This window comes from Rhizobium lentis (assembly GCF_017352135.1).
Classification (GTDB): domain Bacteria; phylum Pseudomonadota; class Alphaproteobacteria; order Rhizobiales; family Rhizobiaceae; genus Rhizobium; species Rhizobium lentis.
On sequence record NZ_CP071454.1, the window covers coordinates 1308938 to 1324555 of the forward strand.

Sequence of the window (15618 nt, forward strand, 5' to 3'; positions counted from 1 at the left end):
CAGGGAGAACATCATGGACACTCAAATGCTGATCGGTTCCCGTTTCGTGAAGGGCACGGAGACGGAAGAGCACATCCTGAACCCGAAAACGGGCGAGACGGTGCTGGATCTTGCCGAAGCCTCGCTTTCCCAGGTCGATGCCGCCGTCGACGCCGCCGAAAAGGCCTTCGCGAGTTGGTCGCAGACGACGCCTTCCGAGCGCTCCGGCTACCTGCTGAAGATCGCCGACGCCATCGAAAAGGATGCCGCGGCTTTCGCCGCGCTGGAGGCCCTGAACTGCGGCAAGCCGATCAATTCGGTGCTGAACGACGAAATCCCGGCGATCGTCGATTGTTATCGTTTCTTCGCCGGCGCCGTGCGCAATCTGCACGGACCGGCCGCCGGCGAATACCTGCCCGGCCACACCTCGATGATCCGCCGCGATCCGATCGGCATCGTCGGCTCGATCGCGCCGTGGAACTACCCGCTGATGATGATGGCCTGGAAGCTGGCGCCGGCGATCGCCGGCGGCAACACCGTCGTCTTCAAGCCCTCGGAGCAGACGCCGTTGACGGCGCTGAAGATGGCGAAATTACTGTCGGAGATACTGCCCGAAGGCGTCGTCAACGTCATCCTCGGTCGCGGCGAAAGCGTCGGCAATGCGCTGATCAACAATGCCAAGGTCAACATGATCTCGATCACCGGCGATATCGCGACCGGCAAGAAGGTGCTGCAGGCGGCCGCCAAGACCGTCAAGCGCACCCATCTCGAACTCGGCGGCAAGGCACCGGTCATCGTCTTCGACGATGCCGATATCGACGCCGTCGTGTCGGGCATCCGCACTTTCGGTTATTACAATGCCGGCCAGGACTGCACCGCCGCCTGCCGTATCTATGCCGATGCGAAGGTCTACGACAATTTCGTCGCCGATCTCTCCTCGGCCGTCGCCAGCATCCGCTTCAACCAGGCCGACGATACCGAAAACGAGATCGGGCCGCTGATCTCCAGGCGCCAGCGCGACCGCGTCGAAAGCTTTGTCGCCCGCGCCTCCGAACACAAGCACATGGAAATCACCGCTGGCGGCCAGGTCGCCGGTGACAGGGGCTTTTTCTTCACCCCGACCGTCATAGCGGGCGCCCTGCAGGACGACGAGATCGTCCGCCGCGAGGTCTTCGGCCCGGTCGTTTCGGTCACCCGCTTCTCCGATGCCGATCACGCCATCGCCTGGGCAAACGACAGTGATTACGGCCTCGCCTCCTCGGTCTGGACCCGGGATATCGGCCGCGGCATGAAGACGGCCGCCCGCCTGCAATATGGCTGCACCTGGATCAACACCCACTTCATGCTGGTCAATGAGATGCCGCATGGCGGTCTCAAACAGTCCGGCTACGGGAAGGACTTGTCGACCTACGCATTGGAGGACTACACCGCCGTGCGCCACGTGATGATCAATCACGGCTGACCGGCGAACATGGCAGGAATGTCGGAGGTCCGCCGATAGGAAGGAAAGCGCACCGATTTCGCGCGAATTGGAACAATTTCCCGCTTTCCGCGTCTTCTCAGGCAAACGCAGAGGATAATGTCATGCTGAAATGGGCTTTGATATTTTTCGTCATTTCGATCGTCGCCGGCTTCTTCGGCTTCTCCGGTGTCTCCGCCGCCACCGCGACCATCGCCCGCGTTCTCTTCGGTATTGCGCTGGTGATCTTCCTGATCTTCCTGGTTCTGGCGCTGATGGCCGGCCAGGCGGTCTTGTAGCGGTTACGGGCGTGTCAGTGGGAGCGATTCCATAACTCGGCGAAGCCGCGGCATGCACTCCGGCATGTCGCGCAGAACGGCGCGGCGAATTCGCTACATCATCGCCCTCAGCCAGGGATGGATGGCTTGTTCCCGCCATCTCAGCAATGTGTCGATCGATATCGATCCCGCGCCCGACGCTGCCAGGACGAACATGCCCCCTGCAATCGCCAGGTCCTTCTCGAAATGCAGCAGCTCGTTCTGGCTTGTGAAATTCGTATGGAAGAGCAAGGCGGTCGCCAGGCAGAAGAGTGCCAGCGCCGTTGCGCCGAGGCGGCTAAGCAAACCCGCCGCAACCGAAAGGCCGGCGCCGATTTGAAGCGCGATGGTGGCGAGGGCAATCGGTGCCGACAGCCCCAATTTTGCGAACGTGTCGATGGTCCCCGCGAGGTTTGTCGCGAGCGTCCAGCCCTCATGCAGGAAGATCAGCGACAGCAGAAGCCTGCCCAGGAGCAGAATAAGATCGGCCGGTCGGAGCCGGCGTGAGGCGCTTTCCATCATACCCTCCGAATTGCTGGTGCCGCCCGCGCGCTCAGATCCTCCCGGTCGCTGCGGCACGGCGCATTATAGCAGGCTCGCCCCGACATTGATCGCCAGCGCCAGGATCGTCGTGTTGAACAGGAACGACAGCACGGCATGCAGCAGCGTCAGCTTGCGCATGCTGGTCGAACCGACCGCGACATCCGCCGTCTGCGCGGCAACGCCGATGGTGAAAGAGAAATAGAGGAAATCCCAGTAGCCGGGCTCTTCGATTCCGTCGGGAAATTTGAGGCCGCCTTCCTCCTCCGCTGCGCCATAGAAATAATGGGCATAGTGGATGGTGAAGAGCGTATGCAGGAAGACCCAGGAGATCAGGATCGTCAAAATCGCCGCACCTGCCCGCGCCAGCGCGGCATCCGGCGCCGCCTCCTTGATTGAATGAAGCTCGATGCCGATGCCGGCGATGCTGGCAAGTGCTGCACCGATCGAAAGAGCCAGGAGGACGGTGTCGGAGAAATCAAGATCTTCGGAACGCTTGCGGATGCTCTCAACCGTCGCCCGCAGCATCTTGCGCCAGCTGAGCGCGACAAAGACACCGGCGCTGACATTCCAGCCGAACAGGACATTGCCGGCGCTGACTTCACGCGAGGTTACAGCCAGGAAGACCACCAATCCGGCAAGAACGGCGACGATGAAGCTTGCATGCTTGTGGGCAAGCCCCACAAGCGAATTTGCCGGTTCCTCATCCGTCATATCGGTCTCCGACAACATTGCCCTTGATAAGATCATGAAAAAGGCGCAGGTGCCGACTGGCCCCCGCGCCTTCGATTGCATGTCGTGCCCGATCAGGCGGCGGCGAGCTGCAGTTCCTTTTGCACCATGGTGCGCAGGGTCCCCAGGTCCTTGGCGAAAGCGCGGATGCCTTCAGCCAGCTTTTCGGTCGCCATCGCGTCTTCGTTCATCATCCAGCGGAAGGTCTTCTCGTCGACAGTGATCTTCGCGGCCGTCTTGATCGTTTCAGGCGACAGCTTGCGCTCGAGCTTGCCCTGGTCATTCGAAAGCTCGTCGAGCAGGTTCGGAGCGATGGTCAGGCGATCGCAACCGGCCAGCGCTTCGATTTCGCCGGTATTGCGGAAGGATGCGCCCATGACGACCGTCTTGATGTCATTGGCCTTGTAGTAGTTGTAGATGTCGCGAACGGAGAGGACGCCCGGATCTTCTTCGGCAGTGAAATCCTTGCCCGTCGATTTCTTGTACCAGTCGAGGATGCGGCCGACGAAGGGCGAAATCAGGAAAACCTTGGCATCGGCGCAGGCAATCGCCTGTGCCTTGGAAAAGAGCAGCGTCAGATTGCAGTCAATGCCTTCCTTCTGCAGGATTTCCGCTGCGCGGATTCCTTCCCAGGTGGAAGCGAGCTTGATGAGGATGCGGTCCTTCTCGATGCCGCGCTCCTTGTAGGCGGCAATGATGCTGCGTGCCTTGTTCAGCGACGCTTCGGTATCGAAGGACAGGTCGGCATCGACTTCCGTCGAAACGCGGCCGGGAACGAGCTTCACCAGGGCGGCGCCCACTGAGATGGCGAGGCGGTCGGCAACGGCTGCAGCGGCAACATTCGCATCCCCGCCGAGCTTCTTGCCCCAGGCGATCGCTTCCTTCATGTCGTCGGCAAACATTTCGGTGCCGAGCGCCTTGAGAACGATGGACGGGTTGGTCGTGCAGTCGACCGGCTTCAGGCGGGCAACAGCCTGAATATCGCCGGTATCGGCAACGACGGTGGTAATCTCGCGGAGTTGGTCAAGCTTGGATGTCATGGTCGGTAATCCTTGTTGAATTTGGGCTGCGGACCGGCGCGAGTTCCGCCCGGCAAAGAGGGTGGGACAGATGGTTTGCATGCTGCAGGCGAAAATACGCGCATCCGTCACGGATGATTCATAAACGTGAGGGACAGTCGACGTGTTCCGGCTGCCTGCGAACGACCACTCGAACGCAAGCGACGCCGCCTGCGGCTCAAAGGCCGGTCGTGACTTTCGGCATGCCCGCACTATGTCCTCCTCGGACAGACAGGAACGACTTGATGTCGTCAGGACTATCAACGCTCGGCCAAGGAAAAGTCAAGGACATTTGTGCATTTCAATTGACATAAGTGTCACACCCGTCATTATCCCGGCAGCAAGCGCATCGTCAAAGCCTCTATCCTCAAAAGAACTTAGGACAGGAATCGCGCGGGAGGAGATGTGGTCAAACTCAAACGCGGCACGCACACGGCCTATTCCGAAGCTTCCTCGCTGCGGCTGAGGGCCGCATGGCTCTATTACAATGAGGGCCTGACCCAGAAGGACGTCGCCGAGCAGCTGGGCATCAGCCGCACCACCGTCATCCGCCTGCTCGACGAAGCGATGAAACGCAGCGAAGTCCAGATCTGGATCAACGATTCGATCGGCGACTGCGTCGAGCTTTCGGTGAAGCTGGAGCGTGCTTACGGCCTCGACGAGGCGATCGTGGTGCCAAAGCCGGTCAATTCAGACGTCAACGCACTGGCGAAAAATGTCGGGCTGGCGCTTGGACAGTTTCTCTCCGAAGCCATCCCGGACGATTATACCATCGGAGTCGGCTGGGGCCGCACCATGACGGCATCGCTGGCAAGCTTCCGGCCGCCGCGCCGCGACAATTGCAAAGTCGTTTCGCTGCTCGGCGGCATCGTCGCCGTACACCAGACGAATCCGATCGATTACACATGGCGCCTGGCAAACCAGCTCGGCGCAGAATGCTATATGTTCCTGGCGCCGCTTCTCGTCGATTCCGTCGAGACCAAGCGCAATCTCATCGAAAAATGCGGGCTGGATACGATTTACAGTCTCGCCGAAAACCTCGATCTCGCCATCGTCAGCTGCGGCGATATCGGCCCGCACTCGACCTCGTTGTCGGAAGGCTGGATATCAAAGGCCGAGCTGCAGGAACTGATCGAAGCCGGCTGCGTCTGCGACACCATGTTCAACTTCCTCGACAAGGACGGCAACTCGGTTGACCATTCGATCAACCGGCGCGTCATGTCCGTCGATCTCGATACGTTGAAGGAGGCGAGGCACATCGTGCTCTCTTCCGGCGGCGCTCACCGCGCCGTCGCCATCCGCGCCACGATCAAGCGCATCGGCTGCAACACGCTGATTACGGATGAAAGTGCAGCACGCGCCTTGTTGGAGCTGGCCGAGCAGACTGATTCATCTCGCTGACAAGGAGACGCCGCTCAGGCGTGCGCCGACTCCCAGCCCAGCATGGCCCGCTTGCGGGTCAGGCCCCAATGATATCCCGTCAATGCTCCATTCTTGCCGAGCGCGCGATGGCAGGGCACGACGAAGGAAATCGGGTTGGCGCCGACGGCCGCGCCCACAGCGCGCATCGCGGTCGGCCGGCCGATATCCCTGGCGATATCGCTATAGGTCACCGCCTTGCCGAACGGGATCTTCAACAGACTCTGCCAGACGCTGACCTGGAAATCCGTTCCGATCAGGACGACCCGCAACGGCTGGTCCGAGGTCCAGCGCCCCGGCTGGAAGATGCGTTCCGCATACCAGGCCGTCGCTTGCCGGTCTTCCATGTATTCGGCATTCGGCCAACGACAGGTCATATCCTCGAAACAAGCCTTCTCGTCGCCGGCATCGCTGAAGGCTAGCCCGGCAAGGCCGCGGTCCGTCGCCATGACGAGCGCCGTACCGAAGGGGCAGGTGTGGAACCCATAGCGGATCGTCAGACCGCCGCCCTTCGCCTTCCATTCGCCCGGAGACATGGCTTCATGCGTGACGAACAGGTCATGCAGGCGGCTCGGACCGGAGAGACCGACTTCGATCGAGGTTTCGAGCAGCGGCATCTCTTCCCGGCGAAGCAGCCGCTTTGCATGATCGAGCGTGACGGCCTGCAGGAACGCCTTCGGGGAAAGGCCGGCCCAGCGGGTAAAAGTCTTCTGAAGCTGCGTCGGCGACTGGTTCAGCCGCGTCGCAATCGCCTCCAGCGAGGGCTGGTCGCGATATTCTTCGCTGATCAGTTCGATAACCTGGCGCACGGTATCGTAGTCCGGGCCGTCAGGAGTGATATCGGTGTCGAGCTTCGCGATCATATTCATCGTTTTTCTCCTTTAGACAGGAGATAATCAAGAGCGGGCGGCCAAACCACCCGATTCTTGCGCCCCGGCACGTGTGTTTCAAATACGCTGCTTGACTGTGGCGAGCGCCCCCTTGAAGGCCTTTGCGAAACTTTCGCGATCATCCGGATTGAGAAAGGAACCGACGTCGGTGCGCCGGCCCTCGCCGAAAATATGCATCGAGAGGATGCCGATCTCCTGATGCCTGCGAACGTGGAAACGCGCCCAGAACGGATTGAAATGATGCTCCACCATCTGGCCCGACGGTGCGAACTTGCGCACCGAGACATCGGTGCGCGACACCGTGACCTCCTCGCGCGCCCTTCCGGAGCGGTAGCTGAGCCAGAAAGCGCCGTAAAGCAGCATGAAGTCCAGCCCGAAGAAGAAGCCGATCGGCCAGGCGCCGGAGACGATGAAGAACATCCCGTAGAGGAAGCAGACCACGCCCGACAAAATGAGCAGCACCTTGAAGCCCCTGCGCCCGAGCGAACGGTAGGGGAAGAGTTCGGCGGCGAAAACAGGCTGCTCGTTGAAGCTGTCGGCGTTGCTTTCCATCATGGCCGTTGAGTATAGGTTCTCCATGGCGAATCCGAAACTCAAATCACTCGGCAAAGCGTTGCAAAACTCGAATGTGATCGCTCGCCGCAAGCCGGCGGCGCCGGCAAAAACCGCTTATTCCCCGGCCGAGCGCGAGGAGATTTTCCGCCGCTTCTCCGTCCAGCGGCCGGAGCCGAGGGGCGAGCTCGAGCACACCAATCCCTTTACCCTGGTCGTGGCGGTCGCTCTCTCCGCGCAGGCCACCGATGCCGGCGTCAACAAGGCGACCCGAGCGCTCTTCAAGGTGGCCGATACCCCGCAGAAAATGCTCGATCTCGGCGAGGAAAAGGTCCGCGATTATATCAAGACGATCGGCCTCTACCGCAACAAGGCAAAGAACGTCATTGCGCTTTCGCAGATGCTGGTCGAGGAATTCGCGGGAGAAGTGCCGGAAACGCGCGAGGAACTGGTTCGCCTGCCGGGCGTCGGCCGCAAGACGGCCAATGTCGTACTGTCCATGGCTTTCGGCCAGGCGACTATGGCTGTCGACACCCACATCTTCCGTATCGCCAACCGCATCAAGCTCGCGCCGGGCAAGACGCCCGACGAGGTGGAAGATCGGCTGATGAAGGTGATCCCGAAACACTACCTCTATCACGCCCATCACTGGCTGATCCTGCATGGGCGCTACACCTGCAAGGCGCGGCGTCCCGAATGCGAGCGTTGCGTCATCGCCGACATTTGCAAATCGCCCGAGAAGAGTTCCGATGTGCCGGCCCCGCTCGTCGAACTACCGCCGCAGGTGATCGGCGAGGCCATCGAGTAGAACAGCGATCGCCTGCTCGTAACTCTGCCTTTCGGCACCCGCGTCGATCGCGATCGCCGCGCGGTCGAAGCCGGCCGAGAGCAGCAGCGTCAGCGGCTCTAGGGCGGCACCGGCTGCCGGAAACATCGCCGTGAGTCCTGTTCGCAGAGCCGCTTCTGCATTCTCTGCATCGATCGCCTGGACCGCCGCCAGGCCGAGAACGGCAGGCGCCTCGACGAGCAGCAGCTGCGTGCGACCCTCTGTCATCATTGCATCGAAGTAAGCTGAGGCGCCGGCGAGCAACGCGGCGCGCGGCGGGCAATCGGGCGTCGAACGTGCCTCGATTGTTTCGGCAACGGCACGCGCTTCGCGTTCGACAACCGCCCGAAAAAGCGCCTTCTTGTCTTCGAAATGATGATAGAGCGCCCCGCGCGTCATGCCCGCCGCCGCCGCGATCTCCGGCGTCGCTGTTTCGGCATAACCCTTCTCGACGAAGAGGCGCCGGCCGGCATCCATCAGCGCCTGTCTCGTCTGTTCCGTTCTTTGGCGATTGCTGCGGCTCATTCATGCTATTTACATACAAACAGAATGTATGTTAAGAGCAAAAAACATACAGTCTGTATGTAAACAACAGGAGGAAGGAATGAAATCGACGGGCTATTATCCTGTCATCATGACAGAGGACGTCGCCGGCACTGCCCGCTTCTACTGCACCCATTTCGGATTCAGGCCGCTCTTCGAAAGCGACTGGTACGTTCATCTGCAATCGGCCGAGGAGGAGCATGTCGCTCTTGCCATCCTCGACGGCAGCCATGAGACCATCCCGGCCATTGCTCGCGGCAGGGTTTCCGGGCTGCTTCTCAATTTCGAAGTTGTCGATGTCGACGCGCTCTACGCGGCCTGCCGACGCGCAGAGTTGCCAATTCTCCAGGAGATCCGCGACGAGGACTTCGGCCAGCGGCATTTCATCACCGCCGACCCGAACGGGGTATTGATCGACATCATCAAACCGATCCCGCCAAGCGCCGAATTCGCGGCAATGTACGAGACATCAGCCTTACCCGGTTGAGCCTCAAGCGCGAAAACCGGGATCCCTAGCGGAAATCAGCTTGTGCAGATGCACCATCATGCCGGCGGCAAAGAGCGGCGTCAGAAGATTGACGACGGGGATCGCCAGAAACAGAGCGATCACCAGCCCGCCTAAAAAGACCGTCGGCGCATGTTTGGCGCGAAATAGCCGCGCCTCCTGAGGCGGACGGAAGCGCATGGCAGCGAATTCGAAGAATTCCCGCCCGAGCAGGTAGCCGTTCACCAGAAAGAAGGCGACCAGATTGACGCCGGGGATGAACAGCAGCAGCAAGGCTACGATATTGCCGAGGATCACCACGCCGAGGAATTTGATCGAGCTTGCCATCGCCGGGCCGAGCGGCATGGCGGCGCCGGGCGCATCCATCGGATAGTCACGCTTTTCGATGACATCGGCGACGTCGTCGAGAAACAGGCCCGCGATCAGCGCCGTCACCGGAGACAGCAGCAGCGCCAGCAGGAGTGCAAGGCCGATGCCGGCAAGGATCGCGAAGACGAAAGCGAGCCATCCCGCCCAATCCGGCAGATCGGGAAAAAAGCTGGTCAGCCAGGGAAAGAGGAAGGCCATGAAGGCGCCGCGCAGCGCCAACCAGAGGCCGACGAGCACGAGAAGCGTCAGGCCGAGCACCTTCCAGAAAACCGAACGCGTTTCCGGCGCGAACAGATTGGCGAGCGAAAGTCGTGCGGCATCGAGAATCATTTCTTCGGCGTCTCCGGTTGCGCAGAAGATGTAGGAAAGGCGAATGCCACCGACAAGAGAGAATAAAATTGCATGCTGTAATAGAAACTTGTCGCAATATTAGAACGAATATAATATTATCAGACGCAGAAATACGAGCCTGAGAAGCAGCTTCCGAAAATAGTTGCAAAGACAAAGGGGCGCGTTAGCGCATCCACGGAACGCCTCTGAGGGAATAGGGGGAGGCTGATGTGGAAGACTTTGTGCACAAACTCCGGCAATACGTAAAAAGCGGCACTCCGGCGGAGCGTCGTATCGCGAAATATTTCACCGAGCACCTGAACGACCTGCCATTCGAGACGGCCGCGTCTGTTGCCGACAGGCTGGATCTGTCGCCGATGACCGTCGGGCGCTTCCTGCGGGCGCTCGGCTATCAGGGTTTGGACAGCGTCAAGGTCGAGATTCGCGAGACCGTGACGACATCGCCGGCGCAGTTGCAGAGCGCCATGAGCGAGCTTCATGCGGACGCCGCGGAGGGCAAACCGCTTGCCGTGCTGGTTGCCGAACAGATCCAGGCCCTGCATCACATCTACCATCTCACGGCACAGCCGCATTGGGCCGAAGCCGTTCGCTTGATCAGCACGGCCCGCGAAGTATCGATCGCCACGCATGCGCGGCTCGCCAGTCTTGCCAATCATTTCTGCCAGCGGTTGACGCAAGCCCGCGACGGCGTACGCACGCTCGATGGCACAGACAACCGTTTTGCCGAACTCTTCGCCCGTCCGGCCGTCGACGACGCCTTGCTCGTCATCATCGACTGTCGCCGTTTTGCCAAGGCACGGCTGCTGGCCAGAACCGCGCGGCGCTACGGCTACAAGGTCGTGCTGATTTCACCTCAGCAAGCAGACTGGATGGCGGATCAATCAAACGTCATGCTGCCCTTGCCGCCGCCACGCGCCCCCGATCTCGACAACCTTCCGCCGCTGGTCGCGCTGCTCGATTGCCTGTCGGAGTCGGTCATTCTCGAAGTCGGAGAGGAGGCAGCCCTTCGCCGCCGCCGGATGCTGGAATTCGCGACCGTTCTCGGCGAGACCGCGAACCACTGATACAGGCTGTCCGAATTATATGCGCGGCCTTGCGCCAAGCCGCAGCGGCGAATCTGAAAGATCGAGACGCGCTTCAACCTGCTACAGCATCGTCTCGAGCTCGGCACGATGCCGGTGCATGGCCAGAAGACGGCGGTAGTCGCGGTCGTAAAGCGCCTGTTTCGCCGTGTCGGGAAGGCGTTCGTCGCCGCCGGGATACATTGCCTTGCCGGCTGCCGCCAGATCCTCGTGCAGGCCACAGGCGACGGATGCCGCGATCGCCGTGCCGAGCAGCATCGCCTCGTTCATCTTCGGCACCACGACCTTGCAGCCGGTGGCATCGCTATAGAGTTCCATCAGCACCGGGTTTTTCACATGCCCGCCGGCAATGTGCAGCGTATCGGGCACGTAGCCGTGGTCCTTCATCTTCACGAGGATATGGCGGATGCCGAGCGCGATCGCGACGGCAGACCGCCAATAGAGCGCGCAGAGCCCGTCGAAGGAGGTGTCGAGCGTCAGGCCGCTGATCACGCCGACGGCATGCGGATCGGCGAGCGGCGAGCGGTTGCCGTGAAAATCCGGCAGCACGAATATCCGCTCGCCAAATGCATCACCCTCCTCGGCCCGTAATTCGGCGATGCGCGCAACGATTTTCTGATGCAGCGCCGCCGTCGGCTCGCCACCGGCCGCATGCATGCGCACGATGTGGTCGAGCAGCGCACCAGTCGCCGACTGGCCGGCCTCGACCAGCCAGGACTGCGGGAAGACCACTTCGTAGTAGGGACCCCACATGCCGTGGCTCGGTCTGCGCTCCTGTGAGAAGGCGACGATGCAGCTCGACGTGCCGGCGATCAGTGCCAGCTGGCGCTCGCGTGTTGCAGGGTCGGCGGCATAACCGCCGAGCGCCCCGAGCGCCCCGGCATAGGCGTCGATCATCCCGGCAGAGACATGGCATTCCGTGGTCAGGCCGAGCGCTTCCGCGGCCTCCGGCGTCAGCCGGCCAACGCTGCCCCCGACCGGCGCCGTCTCGTCCGGCAACCGGCCGCGCGCCTGGAGGTCTTCGAGGCCGATCCGCTCCAGGAAATCCTGCTGCCAGCCCTTTTCGAGATGGGCGAGATAGTTCCATTTCGCCGTCAGCGTGCAGCGCGATCGAGAAAGCGATCCAGTCGATTTCCAGGTCATGAAATCGGCGAGGTCGAAGAAATAGCCGGCCTTTTGCCATGTGGCGGGCAGCTTCCTCTTCAGCCACATCAGCTTCGGCATCTCCATCTCGGGCGACATCACATCGCCGGAATGTTCGAGCACCTTATGCTCCGTCGCGGTACAGAAATCGGCTTCCTTCAGCGCCCGGTGATCGAGCCAGACGATCGTGTCGAAACGCCGCTCGCCGCCTGTCGACACACTGATCTGCCGGCCTTCGACGTCACGGACGACGAGCGAACAGGTGGCGTCGAAGCCGATTGCCCCGACCGAGGCGGCGGCGACGCCGGATAGCTGCATCGCCCCGCGCACAGCGGTACAGGCGGCCGCCCAAATATCTTCGGAATCGTGCTCGGCGTGATTTTCGCGCGGCCGGTTCATTGCGATCGGATGTTCGGCCTTGGCCAGCAGACGGCCGCTGGCATCGAAGACGCCGGCGCGCGCGCTGCCGGTGCCGACATCCACCGCAACCACATGATCACGCATCAAATCGCAGTCCCGTCCAGCTTATGGTTGCGGACAAGGTGTATCAAATCCGGCATGGCGTCAAACACGACTTCCGGCGAAAGTCGGTCGAGTTCGGCCCGGTAACCGGCAAAATTCGCATGCGATCCGCCGGTGAAGGCAAAGACCGTCATGCCGGCCGCCTTGGCGGCGGCAATGCCGGCCGGACTGTCCTCGACGACGAGGCAGGCTCCGGGCTCGACATGCATCTGGCGGGCCGCATGCAGGAAGAGATCGGGCGCCGGCTTGCCGCGCTTGACCATTGTCGCGCTGAAGATGTCGGGCAGCTTATCGAGAAGCCCGGTGAGGGAAAGCGACAGCCGGATGCGCTCCAACTGGCTGGAAGAGGCGACGCAGCAGGGAATGCCGAGCCCGTCGATCGTCGCTGCAACACCTTCGATCGGCTTCAAATCAGTGCGGAACCGCGCGTAGAGATCGGTGCGGATGCGCTCGAGGAATTCTTCGCTCGCGTGAATGTTGAATTCGGTTTCGAGCGTATCGATAAGGGTCGACAGGCTGCGGCCGAGGAAACGCTCATAAGCCTGGTCCTCGGTGATCGACACGCCGAGATCGCTCATCGCCCGGACGAGTACGCTGATCGAGATCGGTTCGCTGTCGACGAGCACGCCGTCGCAATCGAAAATGACCAGCCGTGGTTCAGCATCAGCCATGAAAGACCCAATCTGAATTCAACTCGGACGGGTGACCGTCCCAAGGCGGGATGGAAGGCGCCCGTCGATGCCGCCATCCGCATTTCCTTACACTGCGAGCTTGCCGTCGAGATAGAGCTGCAGCGTTTCCCGCGTGCCCTTTTCCCATAAGGTTTTAAGGGCATGGGCGAAACGCTTGCGGAAAAGATCCGATTTCGCCACTTCGCCGAAAATATCGTCGAAGGCGAGGAAGGCCGACGGATCGTCCTTTGCCTTCAGCGCCGCCGAATGCAGGCGCTCGGCGCTGATGTCGTTGAAAACGATATCCTTGCCGCTGTCGGTCTTGCCGGCGAAATAGCGGCACCAGAGCGCCGAAACCAGCGACAGGCCGACGACATCCCTGCCCTGACGGAGATTGTCGAGCGTCGACGGCAGGATGAACTTCGGCTGGCGGTTCGAACCGTCCTGCGCCAGGCGCGGAATGGTGTCGGCAATCTTCGGATTGAGGAGGCGACGTTCGATCAGCGCAAAATAGTCCGTCAGCGATGTGTTCGGCACGGGCGGCACGATCGGGATGATCTCGTCTTTTTCGAGCTTGGCCAGGAAGGCGCGGATCAGCGGATCCTCCATGGAATCATGCACGAAGTGAATATCCATCAACGCCGCCGGATAGGCGATCGCCGCATGCCCGCCGTTCAGGATGCGGATCTTCATATGCTCGTAGGGCGTCACATCGGGAACGAAGGTGACGCCGACCTTTTCCAGCGCCGGCCGGCCGGCGGTGAACTTGTCCTCGAGCACCCATTGCTTGAATTCCTCGCAATAGACCGGCCAATTGTCCTCGATCTCGAAATTGTCCTTGAGGAAATCGATCTCCCGCTGGCCGGTCGCCGGCGTGATGCGGTCGACCATGGCGTTCGGGAAGGCGACATTGGCCCGAATCCAGTCGGCAAGGGCAGGGTCGGAAAGTGCGGCCGTGCCGACCACGGCATTGGCGGTGACGACGCCGTTATGGGGAATGTTGTCGCAGGACATCACGGTGAAGGGACCGATGCCTTTGTCCTTACGCGCTTTCAAGCCGGCAACGATCAGGCCGAAGACCGTCTTCGGCGCATTGGGATTTTTCCCGTCGGCAGCAATCGCCGGATGAGCCGGATTGAAGGTGCCCGTCGCATCAATGAAATAGCCGCCTTCGGTGATCGTCAGCGAGACGATGCGGATGTCGGGATCGGCAAGCTTGGCGACGGTCGCGACCGGATCACCGACCGGAAGGATGTCGATCATCGGCGCCGTGACGCGCGCCGCGGTCTTGTTGTTGTCCTGTTCGACCACCGTCGTCAGGAAATCCTGGGCCGCGAGCTTTTCGCGCATGGCGGCATCAGACGGCAGAACGCCGGCGCCGACGATCGCCCAGTCGTGATCGACGCCCTGGTTGAAGAGATCGTCGAGATAGACCGCCTGATGGGCGCGGTGGAAATTGCCGACGCCGAAGTGCACGATGCCGGCTTTCAGCGACGCCCTGTCATATCCGGGGATGGCGGCAGTGCGCGCCGCGTCCGGAAGCGTTGCCAGCGAGAGTTTGCACGTCATATTCCAGTCCTCTTGAAGGTCTTGCCGAAACGGCCGGGCGCCACCGCCCGGCTCGCATGCCTGCCCCCAGCCCGGCCTCCCGCCTCAGAGGGCAAGGCCGCCCTCGTTGAATTTGTGAATCCGCGCACGGTCCGGCGTCAGATATACCGTATCACCCGCCTTGGCGGCAAAATCGCCGCTGCCGCGCGCCGTCACCATGCCGATGCCGTCGACGTCGATATGCAGGAAGGTGTCGGAACCGAGATGCTCGGCGACCACCACCCTCCCCTTCCAGTCACCGCTCTCCATCGACAGCAATATATGCTCGGGCCGGATGCCGATCGTATGCGCCCCGAGCGCGGCCGCGTTCTGGCCCTTGATAAAATTCATCTTCGGCGAGCCGATGAAACCGGCGACGAACAGATTGCGCGGGCGGCTATAGAGTTCGAGCGGCGAGCCGACCTGCTCGATATTGCCCCTGTTCAACACGACGATCTTGTCGGCCATGGTCATGGCCTCGACCTGGTCGTGGGTGACGTAGACCATCGTCGTCTTCAGCTGCTGGTGCAATTCGCTGATTTCAAGACGCATGTTGACGCGCAGCGCCGCATCGAGGTTCGACAGCGGTTCGTCGAAGAGGAAGGCCGAAGGCTGGCGCACGATGGCGCGGCCGATCGCGACGCGCTGGCGCTGACCGCCGGAAAGTTGGCGCGGCTTGCGTTCGAGATAGTCGGTGAGATTGAGCACCCGGGCCGCATCCGTCACCTTGCGGTCGATCTCGGTCTTGTCGACTCCCGCCATCTTCAGCGGGAAAGCGATGTTGTTGCGGACGCTCATATGCGGGTAGAGCGCATAGGACTGGAACACCATGGCAAGGCCACGCTCTGAGGGCGCCTTTTCGGTGGCGTCCTTGCCGTCGATGACGATCTTGCCGCCGGAAACGTCCTCAAGACCGGCGATCAGCCTGAGCAGCGTGGACTTGCCGCAGCCCGACGGGCCGACGAAGACCACGAACTCGCCGTCCCTGATGTCGAGGTCGATCGAAGGGATGACCTTGGCTTCGCCGAAGACCTTGGAAACCTTCTGAAGGGTAATGCTGCCCATGTTTCTCT

The 15618-nt window shown here is 61.4% G+C and carries 17 protein-coding genes; 6 read left to right on the top strand and 11 right to left on the bottom strand.

Annotated elements, in window-relative coordinates; all coding sequences use genetic code 11:
• Window positions 1-13 precede the first annotated feature (13 nt).
• Complete coding sequence (locus J0663_RS06280; RefSeq protein WP_207243600.1) at window positions 14-1441, top strand: gamma-aminobutyraldehyde dehydrogenase; 1428 nt, start codon at window positions 14-16, stop codon at window positions 1439-1441.
• A 122-nt stretch (window positions 1442-1563) separates the two neighbouring features.
• A complete protein-coding gene (locus J0663_RS06285) occupies window positions 1564-1737 on the top strand; it encodes a DUF1328 domain-containing protein (protein ID WP_020922323.1) in 174 nt (57 codons plus the stop codon).
• A 93-nt stretch (window positions 1738-1830) separates the two neighbouring features.
• On the opposite strand, the gene J0663_RS06290 is transcribed toward J0663_RS06285, so the two are convergent.
• The 3 genes from J0663_RS06290 to tal form a co-directional block, all read right to left on the bottom strand.
• Window positions 1831-2277, bottom strand: coding sequence for a DoxX family protein (locus tag J0663_RS06290; protein ID WP_207243601.1), 447 nt, complete (start codon window positions 2275-2277; stop codon window positions 1831-1833).
• 63 nt (window positions 2278-2340) lie between these two features.
• Entirely contained in the window at window positions 2341-3009 is a 669-nt protein-coding gene (locus J0663_RS06295; protein WP_207243602.1) for a DUF1345 domain-containing protein, read from the bottom strand.
• 92 nt (window positions 3010-3101) lie between these two features.
• A complete protein-coding gene (tal, locus tag J0663_RS06300) occupies window positions 3102-4067 on the bottom strand; it encodes a transaldolase (RefSeq protein WP_207243603.1) in 966 nt (321 codons plus the stop codon).
• 423 nt (window positions 4068-4490) lie between these two features.
• Between tal and J0663_RS06305 the strand changes: the two genes are divergently transcribed.
• Window positions 4491-5486 (top strand): sugar-binding transcriptional regulator, encoded by a 996-nt coding sequence (locus J0663_RS06305; RefSeq protein ID WP_207243604.1) that lies wholly within the window; start codon window positions 4491-4493, stop codon window positions 5484-5486.
• Window positions 5487-5500: 14 nt separating this feature from the next.
• Here J0663_RS06305 and J0663_RS06310 read toward each other — a convergent pair whose 3' ends face one another.
• Together J0663_RS06310 and J0663_RS06315 are read right to left on the bottom strand one after the other, a co-directional pair.
• Complete coding sequence (locus J0663_RS06310) at window positions 5501-6373, bottom strand: methylated-DNA--[protein]-cysteine S-methyltransferase (protein ID WP_207243605.1); 873 nt, start codon at window positions 6371-6373, stop codon at window positions 5501-5503.
• Window positions 6374-6451: 78 nt separating this feature from the next.
• Entirely contained in the window at window positions 6452-6949 is a 498-nt protein-coding gene (locus tag J0663_RS06315) for a DUF2244 domain-containing protein (protein ID WP_207244449.1), read from the bottom strand.
• On the opposite strand from J0663_RS06315, the gene nth reads away from it, so the two are divergent.
• Window positions 6948-7754: an endonuclease III gene (nth, locus tag J0663_RS06320; RefSeq protein ID WP_207243606.1), complete on the top strand. Its 807-nt coding sequence runs from the start codon at window positions 6948-6950 to the stop codon at window positions 7752-7754. The two genes, J0663_RS06315 and nth, sit on opposite strands and share 2 nt — an antisense overlap.
• Here nth and J0663_RS06325 read toward each other — a convergent pair.
• Window positions 7719-8297 (bottom strand): TetR family transcriptional regulator, encoded by a 579-nt coding sequence (locus J0663_RS06325; protein ID WP_207243607.1) that lies wholly within the window; start codon window positions 8295-8297, stop codon window positions 7719-7721. The genes nth and J0663_RS06325 overlap by 36 nt on opposite strands.
• 79 nt (window positions 8298-8376) lie before the next feature.
• Between J0663_RS06325 and J0663_RS06330 the strand changes: the two genes are divergently transcribed.
• Window positions 8377-8802, top strand: coding sequence for a VOC family protein (locus tag J0663_RS06330; protein WP_207243608.1), 426 nt, complete (start codon window positions 8377-8379; stop codon window positions 8800-8802).
• Between the two features lie 3 nt (window positions 8803-8805).
• Here J0663_RS06330 and J0663_RS06335 read toward each other — a convergent pair whose 3' ends face one another.
• On the bottom strand, window positions 8806-9519 hold the full coding sequence (locus tag J0663_RS06335; protein ID WP_207243609.1) for a sulfate transporter family protein: 714 nt from the start codon (window positions 9517-9519) through the stop codon (window positions 8806-8808).
• Window positions 9520-9749: 230 nt separating this feature from the next.
• Here J0663_RS06335 and J0663_RS06340 point away from each other — a divergent pair, with 230 nt between their 5' ends.
• Entirely contained in the window at window positions 9750-10604 is an 855-nt protein-coding gene (locus tag J0663_RS06340; protein WP_207243610.1) for a MurR/RpiR family transcriptional regulator, read from the top strand.
• Between the two features lie 81 nt (window positions 10605-10685).
• On the opposite strand, the gene J0663_RS06345 is transcribed toward J0663_RS06340, so the two are convergent.
• The 4 genes from J0663_RS06345 to J0663_RS06360 form a co-directional block, all read right to left on the bottom strand.
• Window positions 10686-12269 carry an FGGY-family carbohydrate kinase gene (locus J0663_RS06345; RefSeq protein WP_207243611.1) on the bottom strand — a complete coding sequence of 528 codons (1584 nt, stop codon included), beginning with the start codon at window positions 12267-12269 and terminating at the stop codon, window positions 10686-10688.
• Window positions 12269-12958 (bottom strand): HAD family hydrolase, encoded by a 690-nt coding sequence (locus J0663_RS06350; protein ID WP_207243612.1) that lies wholly within the window; start codon window positions 12956-12958, stop codon window positions 12269-12271. Before J0663_RS06350 ends, J0663_RS06345 begins: the two co-directional genes overlap by 1 nt.
• 87 nt (window positions 12959-13045) lie before the next feature.
• Window positions 13046-14527, bottom strand: a complete 1482-nt coding sequence (locus tag J0663_RS06355; RefSeq protein ID WP_207243613.1) for a mannitol dehydrogenase family protein — start codon at window positions 14525-14527, stop codon at window positions 13046-13048.
• An 84-nt stretch (window positions 14528-14611) separates the two neighbouring features.
• Window positions 14612-15610: an ABC transporter ATP-binding protein gene (locus J0663_RS06360; protein WP_207243614.1), complete on the bottom strand. Its 999-nt coding sequence runs from the start codon at window positions 15608-15610 to the stop codon at window positions 14612-14614.
• Window positions 15611-15618 lie beyond the last annotated feature (8 nt).

What these genes read in the sequence shown, in the direction of transcription:
- J0663_RS06330 (WP_207243608.1), top strand. Translation starts at nt 8,377, where the DNA reads ATGAAATCGACGGGCTATTATCCTGTCATCATGACAGAGGACGTCGCC.
- J0663_RS06295 (WP_207243602.1), bottom strand. Translation starts at nt 3,009, where the DNA reads ATGACGGATGAGGAACCGGCAAATTCGCTTGTGGGGCTTGCCCACAAG.
- J0663_RS06315 (WP_207244449.1), bottom strand. Translation starts at nt 6,949, where the DNA reads ATGATGGAAAGCAACGCCGACAGCTTCAACGAGCAGCCTGTTTTCGCC.
- J0663_RS06310 (WP_207243605.1), bottom strand. Translation starts at nt 6,373, where the DNA reads ATGAATATGATCGCGAAGCTCGACACCGATATCACTCCTGACGGCCCG.
- J0663_RS06350 (WP_207243612.1), bottom strand. Translation starts at nt 12,958, where the DNA reads ATGGCTGATGCTGAACCACGGCTGGTCATTTTCGATTGCGACGGCGTG.
- J0663_RS06355 (WP_207243613.1), bottom strand. Translation starts at nt 14,527, where the DNA reads ATGACGTGCAAACTCTCGCTGGCAACGCTTCCGGACGCGGCGCGCACT.
- J0663_RS06290 (WP_207243601.1), bottom strand. Translation starts at nt 2,277, where the DNA reads ATGATGGAAAGCGCCTCACGCCGGCTCCGACCGGCCGATCTTATTCTG.
- J0663_RS06285 (WP_020922323.1), top strand. Translation starts at nt 1,564, where the DNA reads ATGCTGAAATGGGCTTTGATATTTTTCGTCATTTCGATCGTCGCCGGC.
- J0663_RS06325 (WP_207243607.1), bottom strand. Translation starts at nt 8,297, where the DNA reads ATGAGCCGCAGCAATCGCCAAAGAACGGAACAGACGAGACAGGCGCTG.
- J0663_RS06345 (WP_207243611.1), bottom strand. Translation starts at nt 12,269, where the DNA reads ATGCGTGATCATGTGGTTGCGGTGGATGTCGGCACCGGCAGCGCGCGC.
- J0663_RS06335 (WP_207243609.1), bottom strand. Translation starts at nt 9,519, where the DNA reads ATGATTCTCGATGCCGCACGACTTTCGCTCGCCAATCTGTTCGCGCCG.
- tal (WP_207243603.1), bottom strand. Translation starts at nt 4,067, where the DNA reads ATGACATCCAAGCTTGACCAACTCCGCGAGATTACCACCGTCGTTGCC.
- J0663_RS06360 (WP_207243614.1), bottom strand. Translation starts at nt 15,610, where the DNA reads ATGGGCAGCATTACCCTTCAGAAGGTTTCCAAGGTCTTCGGCGAAGCC.
- nth (WP_207243606.1), top strand. Translation starts at nt 6,948, where the DNA reads ATGGCCGTTGAGTATAGGTTCTCCATGGCGAATCCGAAACTCAAATCA.
- J0663_RS06280 (WP_207243600.1), top strand. Translation starts at nt 14, where the DNA reads ATGGACACTCAAATGCTGATCGGTTCCCGTTTCGTGAAGGGCACGGAG.